The sequence below is a fragment of the Pseudomonas tolaasii NCPPB 2192 genome, from assembly GCF_002813445.1.
GTDB lineage: Bacteria > Pseudomonadota > Gammaproteobacteria > Pseudomonadales > Pseudomonadaceae > Aquipseudomonas > Aquipseudomonas tolaasii.
Map to the genome: position 1 here is coordinate 5904939 of NZ_PHHD01000001.1, position 16500 is coordinate 5921438.

The following is a 16500-nucleotide window of genomic DNA, read 5'->3' on the forward strand; positions in this document are numbered from 1 at the left end:
TGCAGTCTCGAACGCCGAGCTACATTCAACGTGAGTTACGTCCAGGAAGCACGGACCACCCCACACAGACCTGGGGCGCCCGTCGACGGTTTTCGACATCAAGGATGAGATGGCTATGAGTCTGAAACGCAACATTACCCCCGTACACAGCCCGCACTTCTACGCCGAAATGGGCGAATTGATTTCCAGCAGCGGCCAGGAAAATTTTGCTGCCACCATGCTGCATCTGGTGGACAAATGGGTGCCGATTCACCTGGTTGACCTCAGTGAATGGACCCTCGATGAAGCCCGCGACAGCGTGCGCGACATCAAGCTTCTGGGCAGCGCCGGGATGAAAAAGGATTTGTCGGCGCCGCAAACCCTGCACCCCCTCAAGGATCACCCGCTGCTGCGTGAAATGCTGCGCATGCAGGACCCGTTGCTGATCCAGATGAAGGCTAAAACCAACAGCGCACACCCCCATGGCACCTCGCACCAATGCAACCTGGTGTCGCGTCAGGGCAACCGCCGCTGTGTGATTTCGTTCTACCGTCCGCCGACATTGCGCGGGTTTTCCCTGGCTGAACTGTCGTTTCTCAAGTGCCTGTCAGACACCCTGCTGCCGCTGATGGAGCGCCATGCGCAAATCCTGCGCCAGGCGACGCACACCGAAGTAGAGCCTGCATATAACCTGCTGGAGCAATCGCAGTTGCAGCGCGAGTTCTATAAACGCCTGTCGCTGAGCGAGGTCACCTTGTCAGCACGGGAGCAGGAAGTCTGCCTCGGACTGTTGACCGGCGGTACCGTGCCGCAAATGGCGGAAAAACTCAGCGTGAAAAACAGCTCGATTGAAACCTACCTCAAACGCGCTGCCGCCAAGTTGGGCGTGAGCGGCCGGCATGGCCTGGCCAAATGGATGGTTGGCGCCTGATGAGTGTACGGATAATTTCCCAAACACCGCCCATCCCCTGTGGGAGCTGTCGAGCCTAGGCGAGGCTGCGAAGGCGGCGGCACGGGCGACATCTCTATCAACAGTGCCGCCGCTTTCGCAGGCAAGCCAGCTCCCACCTTTGATCGTCATCGCTGGCGAACACGTTCTTGGCGTGATGATGCTGGTTCCCCCCCATCTGATTTTCACAGAATGTCCTGCCAACGCCCCATCGCCAGGCTGTGCGGCGAAAACTCGGCGAACTGCCAGCGCAGCGCCAGGGCTGCGGGGCGGCGTACGACCTGGTCCACCGTCACGGTCCATAACCGTTGTGCGCCTTCGAAGCGGGCTACTTCGGGGCCGTCGAGGATCAACGTGGTACGCCCGGACAGTTGCAGCACATCCCCCGACTCAAAGTCGATGAACAACAACCCCGCCACCGGGTTGACCTGCAGATTTCCCAGGGTATTGAAAAACAGGTTGCCGGCGAAATCGGGAATGGTCAGCACATTGCCCTCCACCCGCACGAAGCCGGTGTTGCCGCCCCGGTGAGACACGTCTACCGAACGTTGCCCGTCGACCTCGACGTAGCTGGCCACGAAGAACGTGTCGGCGTTGCGGATCATGGCTTGCGCGGCTTCGTCCAGCCCGTCAAACCGCTCCACAACGGTGCCGGGCTTGCGGGCGATGGACTCCACCGGACGCAACTGGATGTACTTGGGGCAGTTGCCATAGGTATGCACCACATCGACCGAAAAACCCTCGCGGTCCAGCGCACCGATGCGCCCGTTCATGCGGTTGCGGCGCCGGGTGTTGAGGTCGATACCGAGCAAGCCGACGGGTACGCCTTGCGCCATCGCGGCATAGGCCGGGTCGCTTCCGGACGGCAGGCTGTCGACCTGCAAGGTCTGGGGGGCCGGGGAATGCGCAAAGCCTGGCGCGCCTTCGATCAGGGTTGCCCAGGGAATGCCTTGTTCATCCACCACGCCCAGCATCAGGTACGGCAGCAACGGGTAAAAGTCGCGGTGCTGTTCCGGCAAATGGTCACGAATGACCTTGAGCCCGACCACGGCCATGCGTTCTGCAGCGCCTGCGCTTTCCTGCAAATGCAGTTCGCCGGCATGCCAGGGGGATTTTTCGGTGGGATTCATGGCGATCACCTCAAATGAACTGTGTTAATGCTGCTCCGCGCCCGGCGGCGTGAGAATGCCCAGGCCGCGCAACCCAGCATTACGCCAACTGAAATGCCGGGTGTTCACGCAGCGTCGCCACGCAGTGATCGACAAAGCTGCGCACGCGCATGGGCGCGTTGCGACCCTCGCGGTAAACCACATGCACCGGCATGGCCGGCAATTCGTAGCCCGGCAATACACGCACCAGCTGGCCGCTGAGCAGGTGCTCGTGAACCGCGTAGCTCTGGCAGCGAATCAGCCCGGCACCGTGCACCGCCGCGTTGATCGCGCCTTGCACCGTGGCGCAGCTCAAGCGTGCGCGGGCCTTGAGTTGATAGCCGGCAAAATCCCAATGAACCTGATCGGCACTGGCAACCAGCCGGTGTCGCTTGAGGTCCTCCGGGTGTTGAAGCTGGCCGTGGGCAGCCAGGTACTCAGGGCTGGCACAGAGAATGTGGCGCACCTGGCCAACCTCGCGGGCGATCAGCGAAGAGTTGGGCAGTTCGCCGACGAGCACCGCCACGTCCAGCCCCTCTTCGTGCAGGTTCGGGTAATAGTCGTGGTACCGCGCGACCAGGTTCACGTCGGGATAACGCTCCATATAGCTGGCCAATGCGGGCGCCATCACATAGCGACTGAACAGAAACGGCAGAAACACCCGCAGGTTGCCCTGGGCCTCTACGTGCAGGCCTTTGGCCGAAGCTTCGGCAGCGTCCACGGCGGCCAACAGGCGTATGCAATCCACCAGATAAGCATTGCCCGCCTCCGTAAGGCTCACGCCCCGAGTGCTGCGTTGCAGCAACTTCACCCGCAGGCGGGCTTCCAGGCGGGCAATGGCTCGCACCAGGGTCGGCCCGGACACCCCGGCGCTGCGGGCGGCCGACGCCAGACTGGGGTGGTCAGCCAGCGTGGCGAACAGCTGCATGTCGCGATAGCGTTCCATCAACTGCGCCGCTTCATGGCCGGGTTCAACGCAGCGTCCTGGCCCAGACGATGGGTGAGAAAGTCCACGAAGGTGTTGACCTTGGCCGGCACGCGGCTGCTTTTATGGAACACCACCTGAATCGGCAACGGTGCCGGCTCGAAGTCTTCCAGCACGATTTCCAGTTCACCTGCCGCCACCGAGGCGGCCACTTGATAAGACAGTACTCGCGTCATGCCCCAGCCCAGGCGAGCCAGGTTGATGGCGGCGTTATTGGCCGTCACCACCAGCCGTGGCTCGATGGCGACGGTCAGCGGCTGACCGCCGTCAACGAACTGCCACTGGCTGACCAACTGGCTGGACGATGACGTAGCAATCCTGGCCTCGCGCAATTGCGCGGGATGTTGTGGCCGCCCGTGCCGGTCCAGGTAAGCGGGCGATGCACAGACCACACGGCGCACCTCGCCGACCTTGATCGCCTGCTGGCCGGGTTCCTGCAAATGACCAATGCGCACGGCAATGTCGACGCCTTCATCGAGCATGTTCACCACGCGATCCACCAGCAAGGCGTTGATATTCACCAGCGGAAAACGGTCGAGGTAGTCACCCAGTACCGGCGCCACGTACAACTCGCCGAACAGCACCGGGGCGGTCACCGTCAGATGACCGCACGGAATGGAGTAACTGCCCGCCGCCGCTTCCTCGGCCTCATCAAGTTCAGCCAGGATGCGTCGGCAGTCTTCCAGATAACGCTGGCCGGCCTCGGTGAGGTGCAGGCTGCGAGTGGTGCGCGCCAGCAGTTGGGTACCGATGCGTTGTTCCATGGCGGCAATGGCCCGGGTCACACTCGGCGGCGAGGTCTTGAGGCGGCGCGCGGCAGCGGCGAAGCCCTCCTCCTCGGCCACCGCGAGGAACACCTGCATTTCATGAAAACGGTCCATCGGTGTTCCTCTTTTTCACTGTGGCTTTGCTGTTGTGGCGAGGGAGCTGGCTCCCTCGCCACAGGGGGTTCGCATTATGGCTGCTGCAGGCCAACGGCTGTGCGCGGCATGCCGACAAAGCCCGGCAGTGCTTCGATGCTGGCGAGCCAGGCGCGCACGTTCGGGTAGTCGGCCAGCGATACATTGCCTTCCGGCGCGTGGGCCACGTAGGTATAGAAGGCTACGTCGGCGATGCTCGGCTGTTCGCTGGCCAGGAAGCGATTCTGGCCCAGTTGCTGTTCCACCAATTGCAGCAGTGCGTGGGAGCGGCTGATGGCGGTGGCGGTGTCGATCTCAGCGCCGAACACCGTGGCCAGTCGCGCCGCCGCAGGGCCGCCGTGCAATTGGCCGGCGGCTGCCGACAGCCAGCGCTGCACACGGGCTTGCCCGGCCGGGTCCGTCGGCAACCACTGGCCTTTGCCGTAAGTGTTGGCGAGGTAGACCAGAATCGCGTTGGAGTCCGCCAGTACGGTGCCGTTGTCGTCAATCGCCGGCACCTGGCCGAAGCTGTTGATCGTGGCGGTGAACGCCGGGGCTTTGTGGGCGCCCTGTTTGAGGTCCACCAGAATGTATTCGCTGGGCAGGCCCAACAGGGAGAGCATCAGTTCGACCCGATGGGAGTGGCCGGACAGCGGGAAACCGTAAAGCTTGATCGCGGACTGAGACATGGAAAGGCTCCAGAAGTGAGGTTATCGACGCCACCCATGTTCCACCGTTGCCCCGAGCGACGGAATCACCAGAAATCACAATCCAGTATTTCACAAAATGAAACAATCACTCGCCGAACAATTCAACGATCAGGTTGAACAGCGTGGTCTTCACCGCACTGTCCAGTTCTGCCCACGCCAGTCCGGTCGAGGCCTGGAACGCGCCCAATTCAAGGTGGCGCGAAACACAATTAGCCGGTAACGCCCGCGCCGCCTGCAACGGCAACACACCCACGCCGAGGCCGGCGGACACCAGCGCGAGCATGGTGGTGAACTCGCCCAGTTCCGAGGGGATGTCCAGGGGAATACCCACGGCTTGCATAAATTCATCATGGAAGCCCGGCGCATAACGCCGCGCGAGGATGTACACCGGCACGTCATGCAAATCCGCGGGCCGGATCGATTGGCGGGCGGCCAACGGGTGGTCCATCGGCAAGGCCACACAGAAACTTTCACGCAGCACGGCGCGGGTCTGCACGCCGGGGTGCGCGGCGGGCAGGCGCATCAGGCCGAAATCCAGCAAGCCGTTTTTCAACGCCGCTGCCTGGTCGGGGCCGGGCATGTCCTTGAGCTCCAGTTCGATCCGCGGGTAGCGCTGGTGCACGGCGCGAATCAGTTCGGGCAGCAGTTGCGGCAGCACCGAGGACACGAAGCCCAGTCGCACGCGGCCGATTTCCCCCCGGTTTGAAGCCCGCGCCGCATCGGCCGCGCGCGCGGCCTGATGCAATGTCGCCTGGGCCTCGGGCAGGAACGCGCGGCCCGCCTCGGTCAGCGTCACCGAATGGCGGTTGCGGTCGAGCAGGCGCACGCCCAGGCCGTTTTCCAGCAGCTTGATCTGCATGCTCAGCGCCGGTTGCACGATGGACAAGTGCGCGGCCGCCCGGCCGAAATGCAGCTCCTGGGCCAGCACCACAAAGGCACGCAAGTGCTTGAGCTCCATCAAGCCTCCCCGGTTATCACAAACATTGATCACCCGATCACAAATGAAAATTGGACGCTGACCCGCGCCTGCGGTGAAGTAACACTCCGTCATACACGATATGACAGGGCTTGGCCTATAACAATGAGAACAAGGAGGCACCATGCTCGGCATGGCTAACGACACTTATCTGCTGCTGGACGCGCTGGTCACGATTATCGGATTGATATTGTTGATCACCCACCTCAAGGTTCACCCGTTTGTCGCGCTGACGGTAGCGGCGGGCTTTCTTGGCCTGACCTCCGGCATGCCGGTGGACAAGGTGATGAAGTCTTTCCAGGACGGCTTTGGCGGCGTACTGGGGTTTGTCGGCATCATCCTCGGCCTGGGCACCATGCTCGGCAAGTTGATGGCCGATTCCGGCGGCGCCGACCAGATCGCCCGCACCTTGATCCGCGCTTTCGGCAAACAGCGCGTGCACTGGGCGATGATGTTTTCGGCGTTTCTGGTGGGCATCCCACTGTTTTTTGAAATCGGCTTTGTGCTGTTGATTCCGCTGGTGTTTATCGTGGCGCGGCGCACCGGGCTGTCGCTGATCAAGGTCGGCATGCCGCTGCTCGCCGGGCTGTCGGTGGTGCACGGGCTGGTGCCGCCGCATCCGGGGCCGCTGTTGGCGATCGGCGTATTTGGCGCGGACATTGGCAAGACGATTTTTTACGGGCTGATCGTTGGCCTGCCCACGGCGGTGGTCGCAGGGCCCTTGTTCGGCAACCTGATTTCCCGCTACGTGCCCGGCAAAGCGTCGGACGAACTCATGGAGCAACTCGCCAAGGAGTCGTCGGGTGACAACCTGCCGGGCTTCGGGATTACCGTCACCACCATCCTGCTGCCGGTGGTGCTGATGTTGCTCAAAACTTTTGCCGACGTGGCCTTCGCCGCCGACAGCACCTTCCGTGTATGGATGGATTTTATCGGCCACCCGATCACGGCCCTGCTCGCGGCCCTGCTGCTGGCGTTCTATACCTTTGGCGCGGCGCGCGGGTTCTCGCGGGAGCAGTTGAGCAAACTGCTGGATTCGAGCCTCGCGCCGACGGCGGCGATTGTGCTGATCGTCGGCGCCGGGGGTGGCTTCAAGCAAATGCTGGTAGCCAGCGGCGTGGGTGATGTGATTGGGCATATGGCGGTGCGCGCCGAGATTTCGCCGATTCTGCTGGCATGGCTGGTGGCGGCAGTGATTCGTGTGGCCACCGGTTCCGCCACCGTAGCGACCATTACCGGCGCAGGGATTGTTGCGCCCGTCATCGGCCTGATGCCCGGCGTAAACCGCGAGCTGCTGGTGCTTGCCACCGGCGCAGGTTCGCTGGTGCTGTCCCATGTCAACGATGCCGGGTTCTGGCTGGTGAAGCAGTATTTCAACATGACCGTCGTCGAAACTTTCAAGACCTGGACGCTGATGGAGACCGTGCTCTCCTTCGCCGCCCTGGGGTTCATCATGCTGCTGTCGTTGGTGGTGTGAAGCGTTAGGAGAAGTAGCCCATGCAAAGTGTTTTAGACAACTTCCGCCTGGATGGCCGGCTGGCACTGGTCACCGGTTCCAGCGCCGGTATCGGCCTGGCGATCGCGCGCGGCCTGGCCCAGGCCGGTGCGCGGGTGGTGCTCAACGGGCGCAACCGCAGCACCTTGCGTGATGCGGCGGCATTGCTGGCAGCCGAAGGTTTGGAGGTACACACCCAGGCGTTCGATGTGACCGACAGCGCGGCCATCCAGGCCGCCGTGGCCGATATTGAAGAACGCCTGGGCGCACTGGAAATCCTGGTGAACAACGCCGGGATGCAGCGCCGCGGCCCGCTGGAAGACTACAGCGAGCAACACTGGCGCGAGTTGATCAGCACCAACCTCGACAGCGCCTTTCTGGTGGGCCAGGCCGTGGCACGGGCGATGATCCCGCGCAAGCGTGGGCGCATCATCAATATTTGCTCGGTGCAAAGCGAGCTGGGCCGCCCAGGCATCGCGCCCTACGCGGCGAGCAAGGGCGCGCTGAAAATGCTGACCAAGGGCATGGCCATTGATTGGGGCCCCCACGGTTTGACCGTCAACGGCATCGGCCCCGGTTATTTCAAGACCGAACTCAATGCGAACCTGGTGGCCAACCCCGAATTCAGCGACTGGCTGGTGCAACGCACGCCGAGCAGGCGCTGGGGCGACGTGGCAGAACTGGCGGGCGCAGCGGTGTTTCTGGCCAGCGATGCGGCGAGTTTCGTTAACGGTCATATTCTGTACGTCGACGGTGGCATCACCGCGTCGCTGTAATTCTGGAGAAACTTATGCACGCCATTGTCTGCCACGCCCCGAAAGACCTGCGGGTCGACCTTCAGGATGAGCCGCAACCCCTCGCCCCCGACCAACTGCGCGTACGCATCGCACGGGGCGGCATTTGCGGTTCGGACCTGCATTACTATCAGCACGGCGGCTTCGGTGCCGTGCGCCTGCGCGAGCCGATGGTGCTGGGCCACGAGGTGTCGGCGGTGATCGATGCGGTAGGCAGCGACGCCGGGCTGTTCAAGGTGGGCCAACGCATTGCGGTATCGCCGTCGCGCCCCTGCGGTGGCTGCCGCTATTGCCATCAGGGGTTGCCAAACCATTGTTTGAACATGCGCTTCTACGGCAGCGCCATGCCGTTCCCGCACATTCAGGGCGCCTTTCGCCAAAGCCTGGTGATCGAAACCCATCAGGCCCATCGGCTGGACGATACCGTCAGCCTCGCTGAAGGCGCGCTGGCCGAACCGTTGTCGGTGGGTTTGCATGCGATCCAGCGCGCCGGCACGGTCTTCGGCAAACGCGTGCTGGTGACCGGCTGCGGCCCCATCGGTAACTTGTTGATCGGCAGCCTGCGCGCCGCCGGGGCGGGTGAAATCGTGGCGGTGGACTTGTCGGCCAGCGCCCTCGCCTGCGCCGAAAAAATGGGCGCCACGCGCACCCATAACCTTGCCGACGGCGCCGACGCGCTCAAACGCTACACCGCCGAGAAAGGCTACTTTGACGTGATGTTCGAGGTGTCCGGCAGCGCCCAGGCCCTGCGCAACGGCCTGGAATGCATCGCGCCGCGCGGCGTGCTGGTGACCGTGGGGCTGGGCGGCGATGTGTCGCTGCCGCTGAACCTGCTGGTGAGCCGCGAGATCGATTTGCGCGGCACGTTCCGCTTTCATCCGGAGTTCGCCCAGGCGGTGGACTTGCTCAACCGCCAAGTGATCGATGTGCGGCCGGTGATTTCCCACACCGTGCCGTTTGAGAAGGCAATTCAGGCGTTCGAGCTGGCCGCCGACAAGACTCAAGCAATGAAAGTGGTGCTGGATTTCGGAGTGCCGGACCAGGATTAAAATCTGTTCGCTGAGCGAGTGTGGGAGCTGGCTTGCCTGCGATAGCGGTGGACCATTCATGCAGGTGTAAGGGTCATACCGCCATCGCAGGCAAGCCAGCTCCCACAGTTGATCTGCAGTGTTCTTGAGGGGTCAGCGCGCTTGCAGCCGATCGCGCAAAAACCGGTGGCTCGCCGAAAACAACCGCCGGTAAGTGAGCAGCACCGCGCCTACCGTGCCCAGCGCCGACGAGGCGGCAATCAGGAACATGATCACAATTTGGTAGCGCACCGCGTCCACCGGGCTCTCCCCCGCCAGCACCTGGCCGGTCATCATGCCGGGCAGGCTGACGATACCCACCACCGTCATCTGGTTCAGCGTCGGAATCATCCCCGCGCGCACCGCCTGACGAATCGCTTCCTGCGCCGCCTCCCAGCGCGAGCCGCCCAGGGCCAGGATCATCTCGATGGTGTTGCGCCCCGAAGTCAGCTCCTGGGTCATGCGCTCAATGCCCAGCGACACGCCGGTCAAGGTGTTGCCCAGGATCATGCCGAGGATCGGGATCGCATACTGCGGCTCGTACCACGGGTGAATGCGGATCACCGCAAACAGCCCCACCGCCGTCACCAGCCACGAGCTGCCCCACACCGACAGGATGCTGTCGACGCGCTGCCCCCGATAGGTGCGCCGCCCGCGCCCCGCCGCCGACAGGCCGGCGATCAACGTCATCGCACACATCAGCGGCAGCACCACATACCAATAGGCAAACTCGAACACCCAGCCGAGCAGGTAACCGATCGCCATCAATTGCACCACGGTGCGCACCGCCGCCCACAGCAACTGTCGCCCAAGGCCCAGGCGCAGCAGCAGCGACAACGCGCCATTGATGAGGATCAGCGACGCGGCGATGGCCATGTCCAGCGCTGTGAGGTTGTGATAATTCATGGCCGGGGCGCTCCGTCGAGCACGCCGGCATCCATGTGCAAGTAGATGTCGCTCATGCGTTGAGCCTGGTCCGGATCGTGGGATACCCAGATACAGGCACGGTCGTTATCGGCGGCAAACCAGGCATCAATCAACGCCTCGACCTCGCGCGAAGACGCGGGATCGAGGGCGGCAGTGGGTTCGTCCAGCAGCAGCACCTCGGGGTTGAGTTGCAAGGTGCGGATCAGCGAAACCACCTGGGCTTCGCCGCCCGACAGGTCGCCGGCATTTTTTGCCAGAAAGCCCGAGGATTTACCGGCGTGCCCCAGCAGCGTGGTGACGGCCTGCAGATCGAAAGTGCGTTTGCGCAGGGTCTTGAGGCTGAAGGGAAAACGCAGGTTGTCTTCCACCGTGCCCTCGATCAATGCCGGGCGTTGGGACAGGTAGCTGATGTGGCTGCGGTAATGGGGAATCTCGGCATTGGCGATCGGCTGGTCATTCCACAGGATCTGCCCCGAGGTGGGCGCGTCGAGCAACGCCAGCGCGCGCAGGAACACGCTTTTACCGGAACCCGAGGCGCCGGTGATCGATACACGGTCGCCGCTGTTCAGGGTGAAGTCCGTGGCGCGCAGCAGCGGTACCTGGCGATGTTCGTCCATCCGCGTCAGGGCAAGGGTTTGCAGCAAGGCTGTCATGGAATTATTTGGGCTCCTGTTTGAAACGCTCATGTTTGGCGTGACCGATGCGCTGGGCGCGATAAATGCCAGTGTGCCCCGAGACGAGATAACTGGCGATGCAGGCGATGGCGGCCAGAGGGGCGATGTCCGGGCCGAACAGTTCCATGGCCATCACGATAGTCGCCAATGGCGTATTCGCCGCACCCGCGAACACGGCCACAAAGCCAATCCCCGCGAGCATCGCAAACGGCAAGTGCAGCAACGGCGCCAATGCATTGCCCAGGGTAGCGCCGATGTAGAACAGCGGTGTGACTTCGCCGCCCTTGAACCCGCTGCCCAAAGACACCACGGTGAACACCAGCTTGCCCAGCCAGTCCCACGGCGCCACCGGCACATCGAACGACTGAACAATGCCGGGGATGCCCAGGCCAATGTACTGATAAGCGTCCAACGCCCAGACCGCCACGGCGATAACAACCCCGCCGAGCAAAGGCCGCAGCGGCGCGTAAGCAATTACGCGCTTGACCCACGCACCCAGGCGGTGGGTCGCCGTGGCAAACAGCAGACCCGTCAGGCCAAACACCACGCCCGCCAGCGCCACCGCCAGCACGCTCCACAGCGAAACCGGCACCACTTCGCCAATGGCGTAATGGGTGTGCATCACGCCCCAGGCCAGGCCGACCTGGTCCGCCACGATGGCCGCGACCATGCAAGGGAACAGCGCGTCATAACGCATCCGCCCGATGGCCAACACTTCCAGGCCAAACAGCGCCCCGGCCAGCGGCGTGCCGAACACCGAAGCGAAGCCTGCGCTGATACCGGCCATCAGCACGATCCGGCGATCTTCCCGACGCAGGCGAAACACGTGGGTCAACTGATCCGCCAACGCACCGCCCATCTGCACGGCGGTGCCTTCACGGCCGACCGAAGCACCAAACAAATGGGAAACCAGCGTACCGCCCAGCACCAGCGGCACCATGCGCAGCGGCACGACTTTCCTGGGGTCATGGATTTCGTCGATCAGCAGGTTGTTGCCCGCATCCACCGGTTTACCGACCCAGTGGTACACCAGCCCCACCGCAAAACCGGCCAGGGGCAGCAGCCAGATCACCCAGCGATGGGCCTCGCGCCATTGGGTGGCCTTGTCCAGCGAGAACAAAAACACCGCCGACGCACTGCCGGCCAATACGGCCACCAGGCTGGCGAGCAGCAGCCATTTGATCAGGTACGGGATTAAATCGAGTTGTTCAGGGCGTTTGATAGGAAACATGGAGTCAGCCACAAAAAACCAAGGGGCCGGACCAACACAGGGATTTTGCGCACAAACGCCTACAGCCCTGAATTGACCAGGTGTCTGTAGGCATCATCAGCTGCCGGACGCAGCGGTTGGGTCATGGAGGAATGCCATCTCCAGGGGGCTGATCATAGACAGGCGCGGGGTAGATGTAAAATGATGTTTCAAGACATCCGCATTGCGCTTCCGCCGTTGATTACCTATATTTCCCGCCTGGCGCCTGCTACGCCACCTTCCGCGGAAAGGGCTGCGCCCAAGACAATGCACTACCCTTCTTTTTCTACGACTCCCAACCTTAAAGCGGACAAGGTTTGTGCAAGGAGATCGTATGTCGCAACGCCCCTTAACCTCTAATTCCAACGGCCGTCTGAACCTTGAACAGCAGCGCAAACGCGCCAAGGAACTGTTGTCGCAGCTGAAACAACAGGACCCGACAACTACCCTCTCCCAAGCCCAATGGCAAGTCGCAAGGCAACTGGGCTTTCGCAGTTGGCCCAAACTCAAAGCCCACGTCGACGCCCTCGACTTTGCCAGCCGCCACCCCGGTTTCGAGGCCAGCGACGAAGCCCGCACCACACACTGGCGCTGCGGCAATGACATCGCCCACAGCCTGCAGGTGGCGGGCTTCAAGGGGCGTTTCCGGATGCTCACGGACCCGCTGTGCATGGGGCCGGTTCGGGATTTGCCCATGGAAGATTTCCGGGCACTGCGCAGCGCCTTTATCAGCCAGGCATTTGCCATTGAACCCCGGGACGCTGCACGCCGGGTCGCCGACGAATACGCTCAACTTGAAGCACTGGCCAGCGCCGAACACAGCGTGCTGTGGTGCGAGGCGGATGCCTATGACCAACTGTTTCTGATCCGCGCGCTGGCTGGCCTTGATCGAGCGCCGGAAAAACTGGAGTTGATCGAAGTAGACCGGATTCCCGGCGTCGAGCGTTTTATCGGCATCGGCCAGCTGGCGCCCGATGTATTGGCGTGGTTGTGGCCGCAACGTCGATTGATTGATGACGAGGCGGTGCAACTGGCTCGGCAAGCGTGGTCGGCTTACTGCGCCAGCTCACCGCTCAAACTGGCGGAATTGGCCCACGGAAAACACCCGGCCCTGCCCTTTCTCGCACCGGCTTTACTGCGCCAGTTGCAGGAACTGCCGGGGGTTCAGGACGGCCTGTCGCTCACTGAGCGCCTGTCCTTGACCTACATCGCCGAAGCCGGCCCCGTGCCCTTTGGCCGGGTGTTTGCCGAGTTGATGGCAAGACGAGAGCCGCTGCCGTTTCTGGGGGACATGATGTTTCATGCATTGTTGCGGCCATTGATTGATGGCGAGCATCCACTGCTGACCGAGTCCAACGTTGATCTGGATTGGCCCCGACGAACGCTGGCGCTAACCTCACTCGGGCAAGCTGTTTTGCGCGGCGCTGCCAACTGGCTGGATTTCACCCACCACGACCGCTGGGTGGGCGGGGTCTGCCTGCAACCCGGCCAGCCTTACTGGGCGATTGATCAGGACCTGGTGCCTGTAAAGCGCCGGTGAATCAATTACTGTGCTGCCCATCCTTTTTCAGAGACCTGCCCATGCGTAACCTGTTCTTCGCCAGCCTCTGCCTGCTGTCCACGGCGCTGGTTGGCTGTCAGCAAAACCCGCCGGCCAACGACCAACTGGATGCCGTGCTCTGGACACAGACGTCCATCGAACATGAGTTGATCTATCGCCAGCTGTTCGCCAACGCCACCCGCCAACTCGATGTGGCCCTGGCCGATCCAAGCTGGGATGCGCTGCCGTTTCCTGCGCGAGACTTGACAGGGTTGCCGCCCGCTGTGGTGGTGGATATCGACGAAACCCTGCTGGACAACGTGCCGTTGAATGCTCGAGACATTATCAATAATCAGGTCTACTCCTACGACCGCTGGAACACCTGGGTCGATCAGGCCAAGGCCCAGGCGCTGCCGGGTTCGGTTGCATTCCTGCAGGCCGCGCAGCAAAAAGGCATCAAGGTTTATTACCTGACCAACCGTGAACACAGCCAGGTGGCGGCCACGGTCGCCAACCTGCGCCTGCGCGGCTTCCCGGTGGAAAGCGATGAGCAAGTGCTCGCCGCCAGCACGCCCACCGGCCATTGCGAAAGCGCCGGTTACGGCAAGAATTGTCGCCGCCAGTGGGTGGCCGGCCATGCGCGTGTGTTGTTGATGGCCGGGGATTCGCTGGGGGATTTCGTGCAGGCTGAACACAACACCCTGGCGGCCCAGCGCAAAGCGGCCGAACCCTATGTGAATTGGTTCGGGCAGCGCTGGTTCCTGCTGCCCAACCCGAGCTATGGGAACTGGTACAGCGCGCCGTACGGGGATGATGAGAAGCTGCCATTCGAACAGAAGCGCAGGCTCAAACAGCAAGCGTTGCAGCTGCAGGAGTAAACCTATGTGGGAGCTGGCTTGCCTGCGATAGCGGTCTATCTGGCAATGATGTGCTGGCTGATCTATCGCCATCGCAGGCAAGCCAGCTCCCACATTTGATCCGCTGCGTCGGGAACAGTCAGAGGTTCACATCTTGATGTTCTGCCGAATATTCCAGCCAAACTTCACCGGCCCGCCGTCCTTGCCGCCGTCTGCGTTTTGCGGTTGATAACTGACTTCCACCGTGGCGAAATTCAGCGCGAAGCTGTCATGTATGACATCGCCCGTCTGGTCGGCATTAGTGTTGTAGGACGCCACCATGACTTCCTTGAGGATGATCACCAGATACTCCACCGGGCTACTACCACCCGCCTTGCGTACTACCAGCCTCGCCTCGGGATAATGCTTGCCGCTGGCGCAGGCCATCATCAAATTGGGGCTGGATTTATCCAGCGGTTTCTTCAGATTCAGGTTGGCGATATCGACCTTGCCCGCACCGCCACCTGTGCCGCTGTGCATCGATCCGCTTTGCGACAGCCCCCATGCCCATTCGGTGATGTCGATTTCATCGCGGTGCGCCTGGTCCCGTGATTCACCTTTGATATCGCCGAGTTTCAAAAACATATCAACTGCCATGATTCTTCCCTGTCTTTGTAGGCGTCGGTACTGACGTGGCGCGCACTTTTCACTAATCCGGCGAGTGCTAACAAGACGCCAAAGCAGAAGAAGGAAGCACCCGACTTGAATTGGCGAACCTTCCGACATTCAGCTCTATCTGCCCGTCTCTACTCTCTCGGCTCCCGCATAAAAGGAGTTTGGATATGGCGGCTTCACTGCTGAAAGATGGATTCCCCTCAGCCCACCGCACAACACGCCAACGACTTGAAAGCAGCCTGGATCTGCGCCGGCTGTTCTCTGCCGTTGACGCGGATCCGGTATTGATTGGAGCTGGAGTGGTGTACATCGACGAGGAATTCAACGTGGTGGTATTGCGTGAGTTCCAGGCGATTTGCAGTGTGGTACCGAAGAAGGTGGTGCTGCGCGAAGCCCCTCGATATGTCGGCCCAGCCGAGTTCAAGAGGATGCTGGAGCATGAGCCGCGGCAGTCGAGATTGGTGGCTGAAGTGATGAATACAGCGGTGACGTGTACGGGGGCAATATTGAGTTGGGTGGTGGTTACGAGTGGAGTGGCATTGATGCCGTTTACAGCAGGGACAAGTGCGGTTATTTCATTTATTGGAAAAGCTGCTGCTATTGCCGGTACGTTTCAATGCATCGCCGGCGTTGTACGGATAGGATCAGAGGCCGCTTCTCCCGAGTTTAATGACTATCTGGATAATGAAGCCTGGTATGAGGCTGCAACGGTCATACTGGACGCTATTGCTTTGTTAGGGGTGGCCACGTCAGCGTTGGTCATAATGAAAGTGATCGCGACAACCACGAAAGCAACCGGGAAAACGACTCGCCAAATACTCAAAGGACTCACACGGCAGGAGCGCGTAAAACTCAACAACGAGTTACTAAGAATCCGAGATCCGAGACTAACGCCCAAACTACTCAAACTGGAAAAAGCGGCTGGCAGTGCTTCCAAACGTGTTAGCGCTGCCTACCTGCAAAAGGCAACCGTCGTCCATATATTGGAGGCCGCAGCCGCCTCGCTGAGTTTCACAAGTAGTGCAACGAACGGAAACGTCAAGACACTGGCCGTAGGCATCTACGAGGAAGTCCATCAGTGAGTAACCGAAGCAAGATAAAAAACCACTATTACTCAACAGCATTTATTGAAGAACCCTGGCCATTGCTCAGGCGGTACATGCCGGTTATCGCAGGCGACCTTCTTACCGGATGCGGCTCGATTGCATTGACAGCCATACTTGCGATGCTCACCTATCTCTCTGGTTACACCGTTGACATTGTATCCAAGGCAGTTTTTGGGGGCATCATGGTTTTGGGTGGCATGTTTGCCCTAGCCAAAGCAGAAGTATTGTACGGTCGTATTCAATGGGTCTGGATAAATGTCAGCATCTATCTCACCTGCTTGGTGGTTTCACTTCCAGCAATCGCCTACCGCCCCAACCTCTACCTCTATGCCAGCGCCCTCCTCAGCCCGTTGATCGGCCTGCTCATCCTCAACAGCAACCGCTGCCGGGAAATGCGCCACAAGATGGTTGAGATCCGCCGAAAACGCCAAGACATCATCGCGGGCCTGAAAAAACAGGGCCGCTGGAAGTGGTGGTAACGCCCTCTCCCA

The 16500-nt window shown here is 61.4% G+C and carries 17 protein-coding genes and 1 riboswitch; of the genes, 8 read left to right on the top strand and 9 right to left on the bottom strand.

The window, feature by feature from the left end:
• Positions 1 to 115: 115 nt before the first annotated feature.
• Positions 116 to 910: a helix-turn-helix transcriptional regulator gene (locus ATI14_RS26805; RefSeq protein WP_016971879.1), complete on the top strand. Its 795-nt coding sequence runs from the start codon at positions 116 to 118 to the stop codon at positions 908 to 910.
• 203 nt (positions 911 to 1113) lie between these two features.
• Here ATI14_RS26805 and ATI14_RS26810 read toward each other — a convergent pair whose 3' ends face one another.
• From ATI14_RS26810 to ATI14_RS26830, 5 genes are all read right to left on the bottom strand, one after another.
• Complete coding sequence (locus tag ATI14_RS26810; RefSeq protein WP_016971880.1) at positions 1114 to 2058, bottom strand: pyridoxamine 5'-phosphate oxidase family protein; 945 nt, start codon at positions 2056 to 2058, stop codon at positions 1114 to 1116.
• Between the two features lie 79 nt (positions 2059 to 2137).
• Positions 2138 to 3022: a LysR family transcriptional regulator gene (locus ATI14_RS26815; protein ID WP_080520088.1), complete on the bottom strand. Its 885-nt coding sequence runs from the start codon at positions 3020 to 3022 to the stop codon at positions 2138 to 2140.
• Complete coding sequence (locus ATI14_RS26820; protein WP_016971882.1) at positions 3022 to 3942, bottom strand: LysR family transcriptional regulator; 921 nt, start codon at positions 3940 to 3942, stop codon at positions 3022 to 3024. The genes ATI14_RS26815 and ATI14_RS26820 overlap by 1 nt, the downstream gene beginning before the upstream one ends.
• Before the next feature lie 74 nt (positions 3943 to 4016).
• Complete coding sequence (locus ATI14_RS26825) at positions 4017 to 4649, bottom strand: glutathione S-transferase family protein (RefSeq protein WP_016971883.1); 633 nt, start codon at positions 4647 to 4649, stop codon at positions 4017 to 4019.
• A gap of 106 nt (positions 4650 to 4755) precedes the next feature.
• A complete protein-coding gene (locus ATI14_RS26830) occupies positions 4756 to 5628 on the bottom strand; it encodes a LysR family transcriptional regulator (RefSeq protein ID WP_080520089.1) in 873 nt (290 codons plus the stop codon).
• A 142-nt stretch (positions 5629 to 5770) separates the two neighbouring features.
• Between ATI14_RS26830 and ATI14_RS26835 the strand changes: the two genes are divergently transcribed.
• The 3 genes from ATI14_RS26835 to ATI14_RS26845 are packed head-to-tail and all read left to right on the top strand — an operon-like array spanning position 5771 to position 8984.
• Positions 5771 to 7123 carry a GntP family permease gene (locus ATI14_RS26835; protein WP_016971884.1) on the top strand — a complete coding sequence of 451 codons (1353 nt, stop codon included), beginning with the start codon at positions 5771 to 5773 and terminating at the stop codon, positions 7121 to 7123.
• A 20-nt stretch (positions 7124 to 7143) separates the two neighbouring features.
• Positions 7144 to 7917: a glucose 1-dehydrogenase gene (locus ATI14_RS26840; RefSeq protein WP_016971885.1), complete on the top strand. Its 774-nt coding sequence runs from the start codon at positions 7144 to 7146 to the stop codon at positions 7915 to 7917.
• Positions 7918 to 7931: 14 nt separating this feature from the next.
• Complete coding sequence (locus ATI14_RS26845; RefSeq protein WP_016971886.1) at positions 7932 to 8984, top strand: L-idonate 5-dehydrogenase; 1053 nt, start codon at positions 7932 to 7934, stop codon at positions 8982 to 8984.
• Between the two features lie 132 nt (positions 8985 to 9116).
• Here ATI14_RS26845 and ATI14_RS26850 read toward each other — a convergent pair whose 3' ends face one another.
• From ATI14_RS26850 to ATI14_RS26860, 3 genes are read right to left on the bottom strand one after another with little or no spacing between them, the layout of a single operon-like run.
• Positions 9117 to 9908: an ABC transporter permease gene (locus ATI14_RS26850; RefSeq protein ID WP_016971887.1), complete on the bottom strand. Its 792-nt coding sequence runs from the start codon at positions 9906 to 9908 to the stop codon at positions 9117 to 9119.
• Complete coding sequence (locus ATI14_RS26855) at positions 9905 to 10582, bottom strand: ABC transporter ATP-binding protein (RefSeq protein WP_016971888.1); 678 nt, start codon at positions 10580 to 10582, stop codon at positions 9905 to 9907. The genes ATI14_RS26850 and ATI14_RS26855 overlap by 4 nt, the downstream gene beginning before the upstream one ends.
• 4 nt (positions 10583 to 10586) lie before the next feature.
• On the bottom strand, positions 10587 to 11834 hold the full coding sequence (locus tag ATI14_RS26860; RefSeq protein WP_016971889.1) for a voltage-gated chloride channel family protein: 1248 nt from the start codon (positions 11832 to 11834) through the stop codon (positions 10587 to 10589).
• Between the two features lie 80 nt (positions 11835 to 11914).
• Positions 11915 to 11985: riboswitch (Fluoride riboswitch) on the bottom strand.
• Between the two features lie 201 nt (positions 11986 to 12186).
• On the opposite strand from ATI14_RS26860, the gene ATI14_RS26865 reads away from it, so the two are divergent.
• Both ATI14_RS26865 and ATI14_RS26870 read left to right on the top strand, forming a co-directional pair.
• Positions 12187 to 13392, top strand: a complete 1206-nt coding sequence (locus tag ATI14_RS26865) for a DUF1835 domain-containing protein (protein ID WP_016971890.1) — start codon at positions 12187 to 12189, stop codon at positions 13390 to 13392.
• Positions 13393 to 13433: 41 nt separating this feature from the next.
• Positions 13434 to 14270 (top strand): 5'-nucleotidase, lipoprotein e(P4) family, encoded by an 837-nt coding sequence (locus tag ATI14_RS26870; RefSeq protein WP_031319925.1) that lies wholly within the window; start codon positions 13434 to 13436, stop codon positions 14268 to 14270.
• A 126-nt stretch (positions 14271 to 14396) separates the two neighbouring features.
• Here ATI14_RS26870 and ATI14_RS26875 read toward each other — a convergent pair whose 3' ends face one another.
• Complete coding sequence (locus tag ATI14_RS26875) at positions 14397 to 14885, bottom strand: Hcp family type VI secretion system effector (protein ID WP_080520603.1); 489 nt, start codon at positions 14883 to 14885, stop codon at positions 14397 to 14399.
• Positions 14886 to 15070: 185 nt separating this feature from the next.
• Between ATI14_RS26875 and ssp4 the strand changes: the two genes are divergently transcribed.
• Positions 15071 to 15985, top strand: a complete 915-nt coding sequence (gene ssp4, locus ATI14_RS26880; RefSeq protein WP_016971893.1) for an Ssp4 family T6SS effector — start codon at positions 15071 to 15073, stop codon at positions 15983 to 15985.
• Positions 15982 to 16488, top strand: a complete 507-nt coding sequence (locus tag ATI14_RS26885; RefSeq protein WP_016971894.1) for a hypothetical protein — start codon at positions 15982 to 15984, stop codon at positions 16486 to 16488. Before ssp4 ends, ATI14_RS26885 begins: the two co-directional genes overlap by 4 nt.
• The last annotated feature ends 12 nt before the right edge of the window (positions 16489 to 16500 follow it).

Coding starts and splice junctions, on each gene's coding strand:
- ATI14_RS26805 (WP_016971879.1), top strand. CDS start 116: ATGAGTCTGAAACGCAACATTACCCCCGTACACAGCCCGCACTTCTAC.
- ATI14_RS26810 (WP_016971880.1), bottom strand. CDS start 2,058: ATGAATCCCACCGAAAAATCCCCCTGGCATGCCGGCGAACTGCATTTG.
- ATI14_RS26815 (WP_080520088.1), bottom strand. CDS start 3,022: ATGGAACGCTATCGCGACATGCAGCTGTTCGCCACGCTGGCTGACCAC.
- ATI14_RS26820 (WP_016971882.1), bottom strand. CDS start 3,942: ATGGACCGTTTTCATGAAATGCAGGTGTTCCTCGCGGTGGCCGAGGAG.
- ATI14_RS26825 (WP_016971883.1), bottom strand. CDS start 4,649: ATGTCTCAGTCCGCGATCAAGCTTTACGGTTTCCCGCTGTCCGGCCAC.
- ATI14_RS26830 (WP_080520089.1), bottom strand. CDS start 5,628: ATGGAGCTCAAGCACTTGCGTGCCTTTGTGGTGCTGGCCCAGGAGCTG.
- ATI14_RS26835 (WP_016971884.1), top strand. CDS start 5,771: ATGCTCGGCATGGCTAACGACACTTATCTGCTGCTGGACGCGCTGGTC.
- ATI14_RS26840 (WP_016971885.1), top strand. CDS start 7,144: ATGCAAAGTGTTTTAGACAACTTCCGCCTGGATGGCCGGCTGGCACTG.
- ATI14_RS26845 (WP_016971886.1), top strand. CDS start 7,932: ATGCACGCCATTGTCTGCCACGCCCCGAAAGACCTGCGGGTCGACCTT.
- ATI14_RS26850 (WP_016971887.1), bottom strand. CDS start 9,908: ATGAATTATCACAACCTCACAGCGCTGGACATGGCCATCGCCGCGTCG.
- ATI14_RS26855 (WP_016971888.1), bottom strand. CDS start 10,582: ATGACAGCCTTGCTGCAAACCCTTGCCCTGACGCGGATGGACGAACAT.
- ATI14_RS26860 (WP_016971889.1), bottom strand. CDS start 11,834: ATGTTTCCTATCAAACGCCCTGAACAACTCGATTTAATCCCGTACCTG.
- ATI14_RS26865 (WP_016971890.1), top strand. CDS start 12,187: ATGTCGCAACGCCCCTTAACCTCTAATTCCAACGGCCGTCTGAACCTT.
- ATI14_RS26870 (WP_031319925.1), top strand. CDS start 13,434: ATGCGTAACCTGTTCTTCGCCAGCCTCTGCCTGCTGTCCACGGCGCTG.
- ATI14_RS26875 (WP_080520603.1), bottom strand. CDS start 14,885: ATGGCAGTTGATATGTTTTTGAAACTCGGCGATATCAAAGGTGAATCA.
- ssp4 (WP_016971893.1), top strand. CDS start 15,071: ATGGCGGCTTCACTGCTGAAAGATGGATTCCCCTCAGCCCACCGCACA.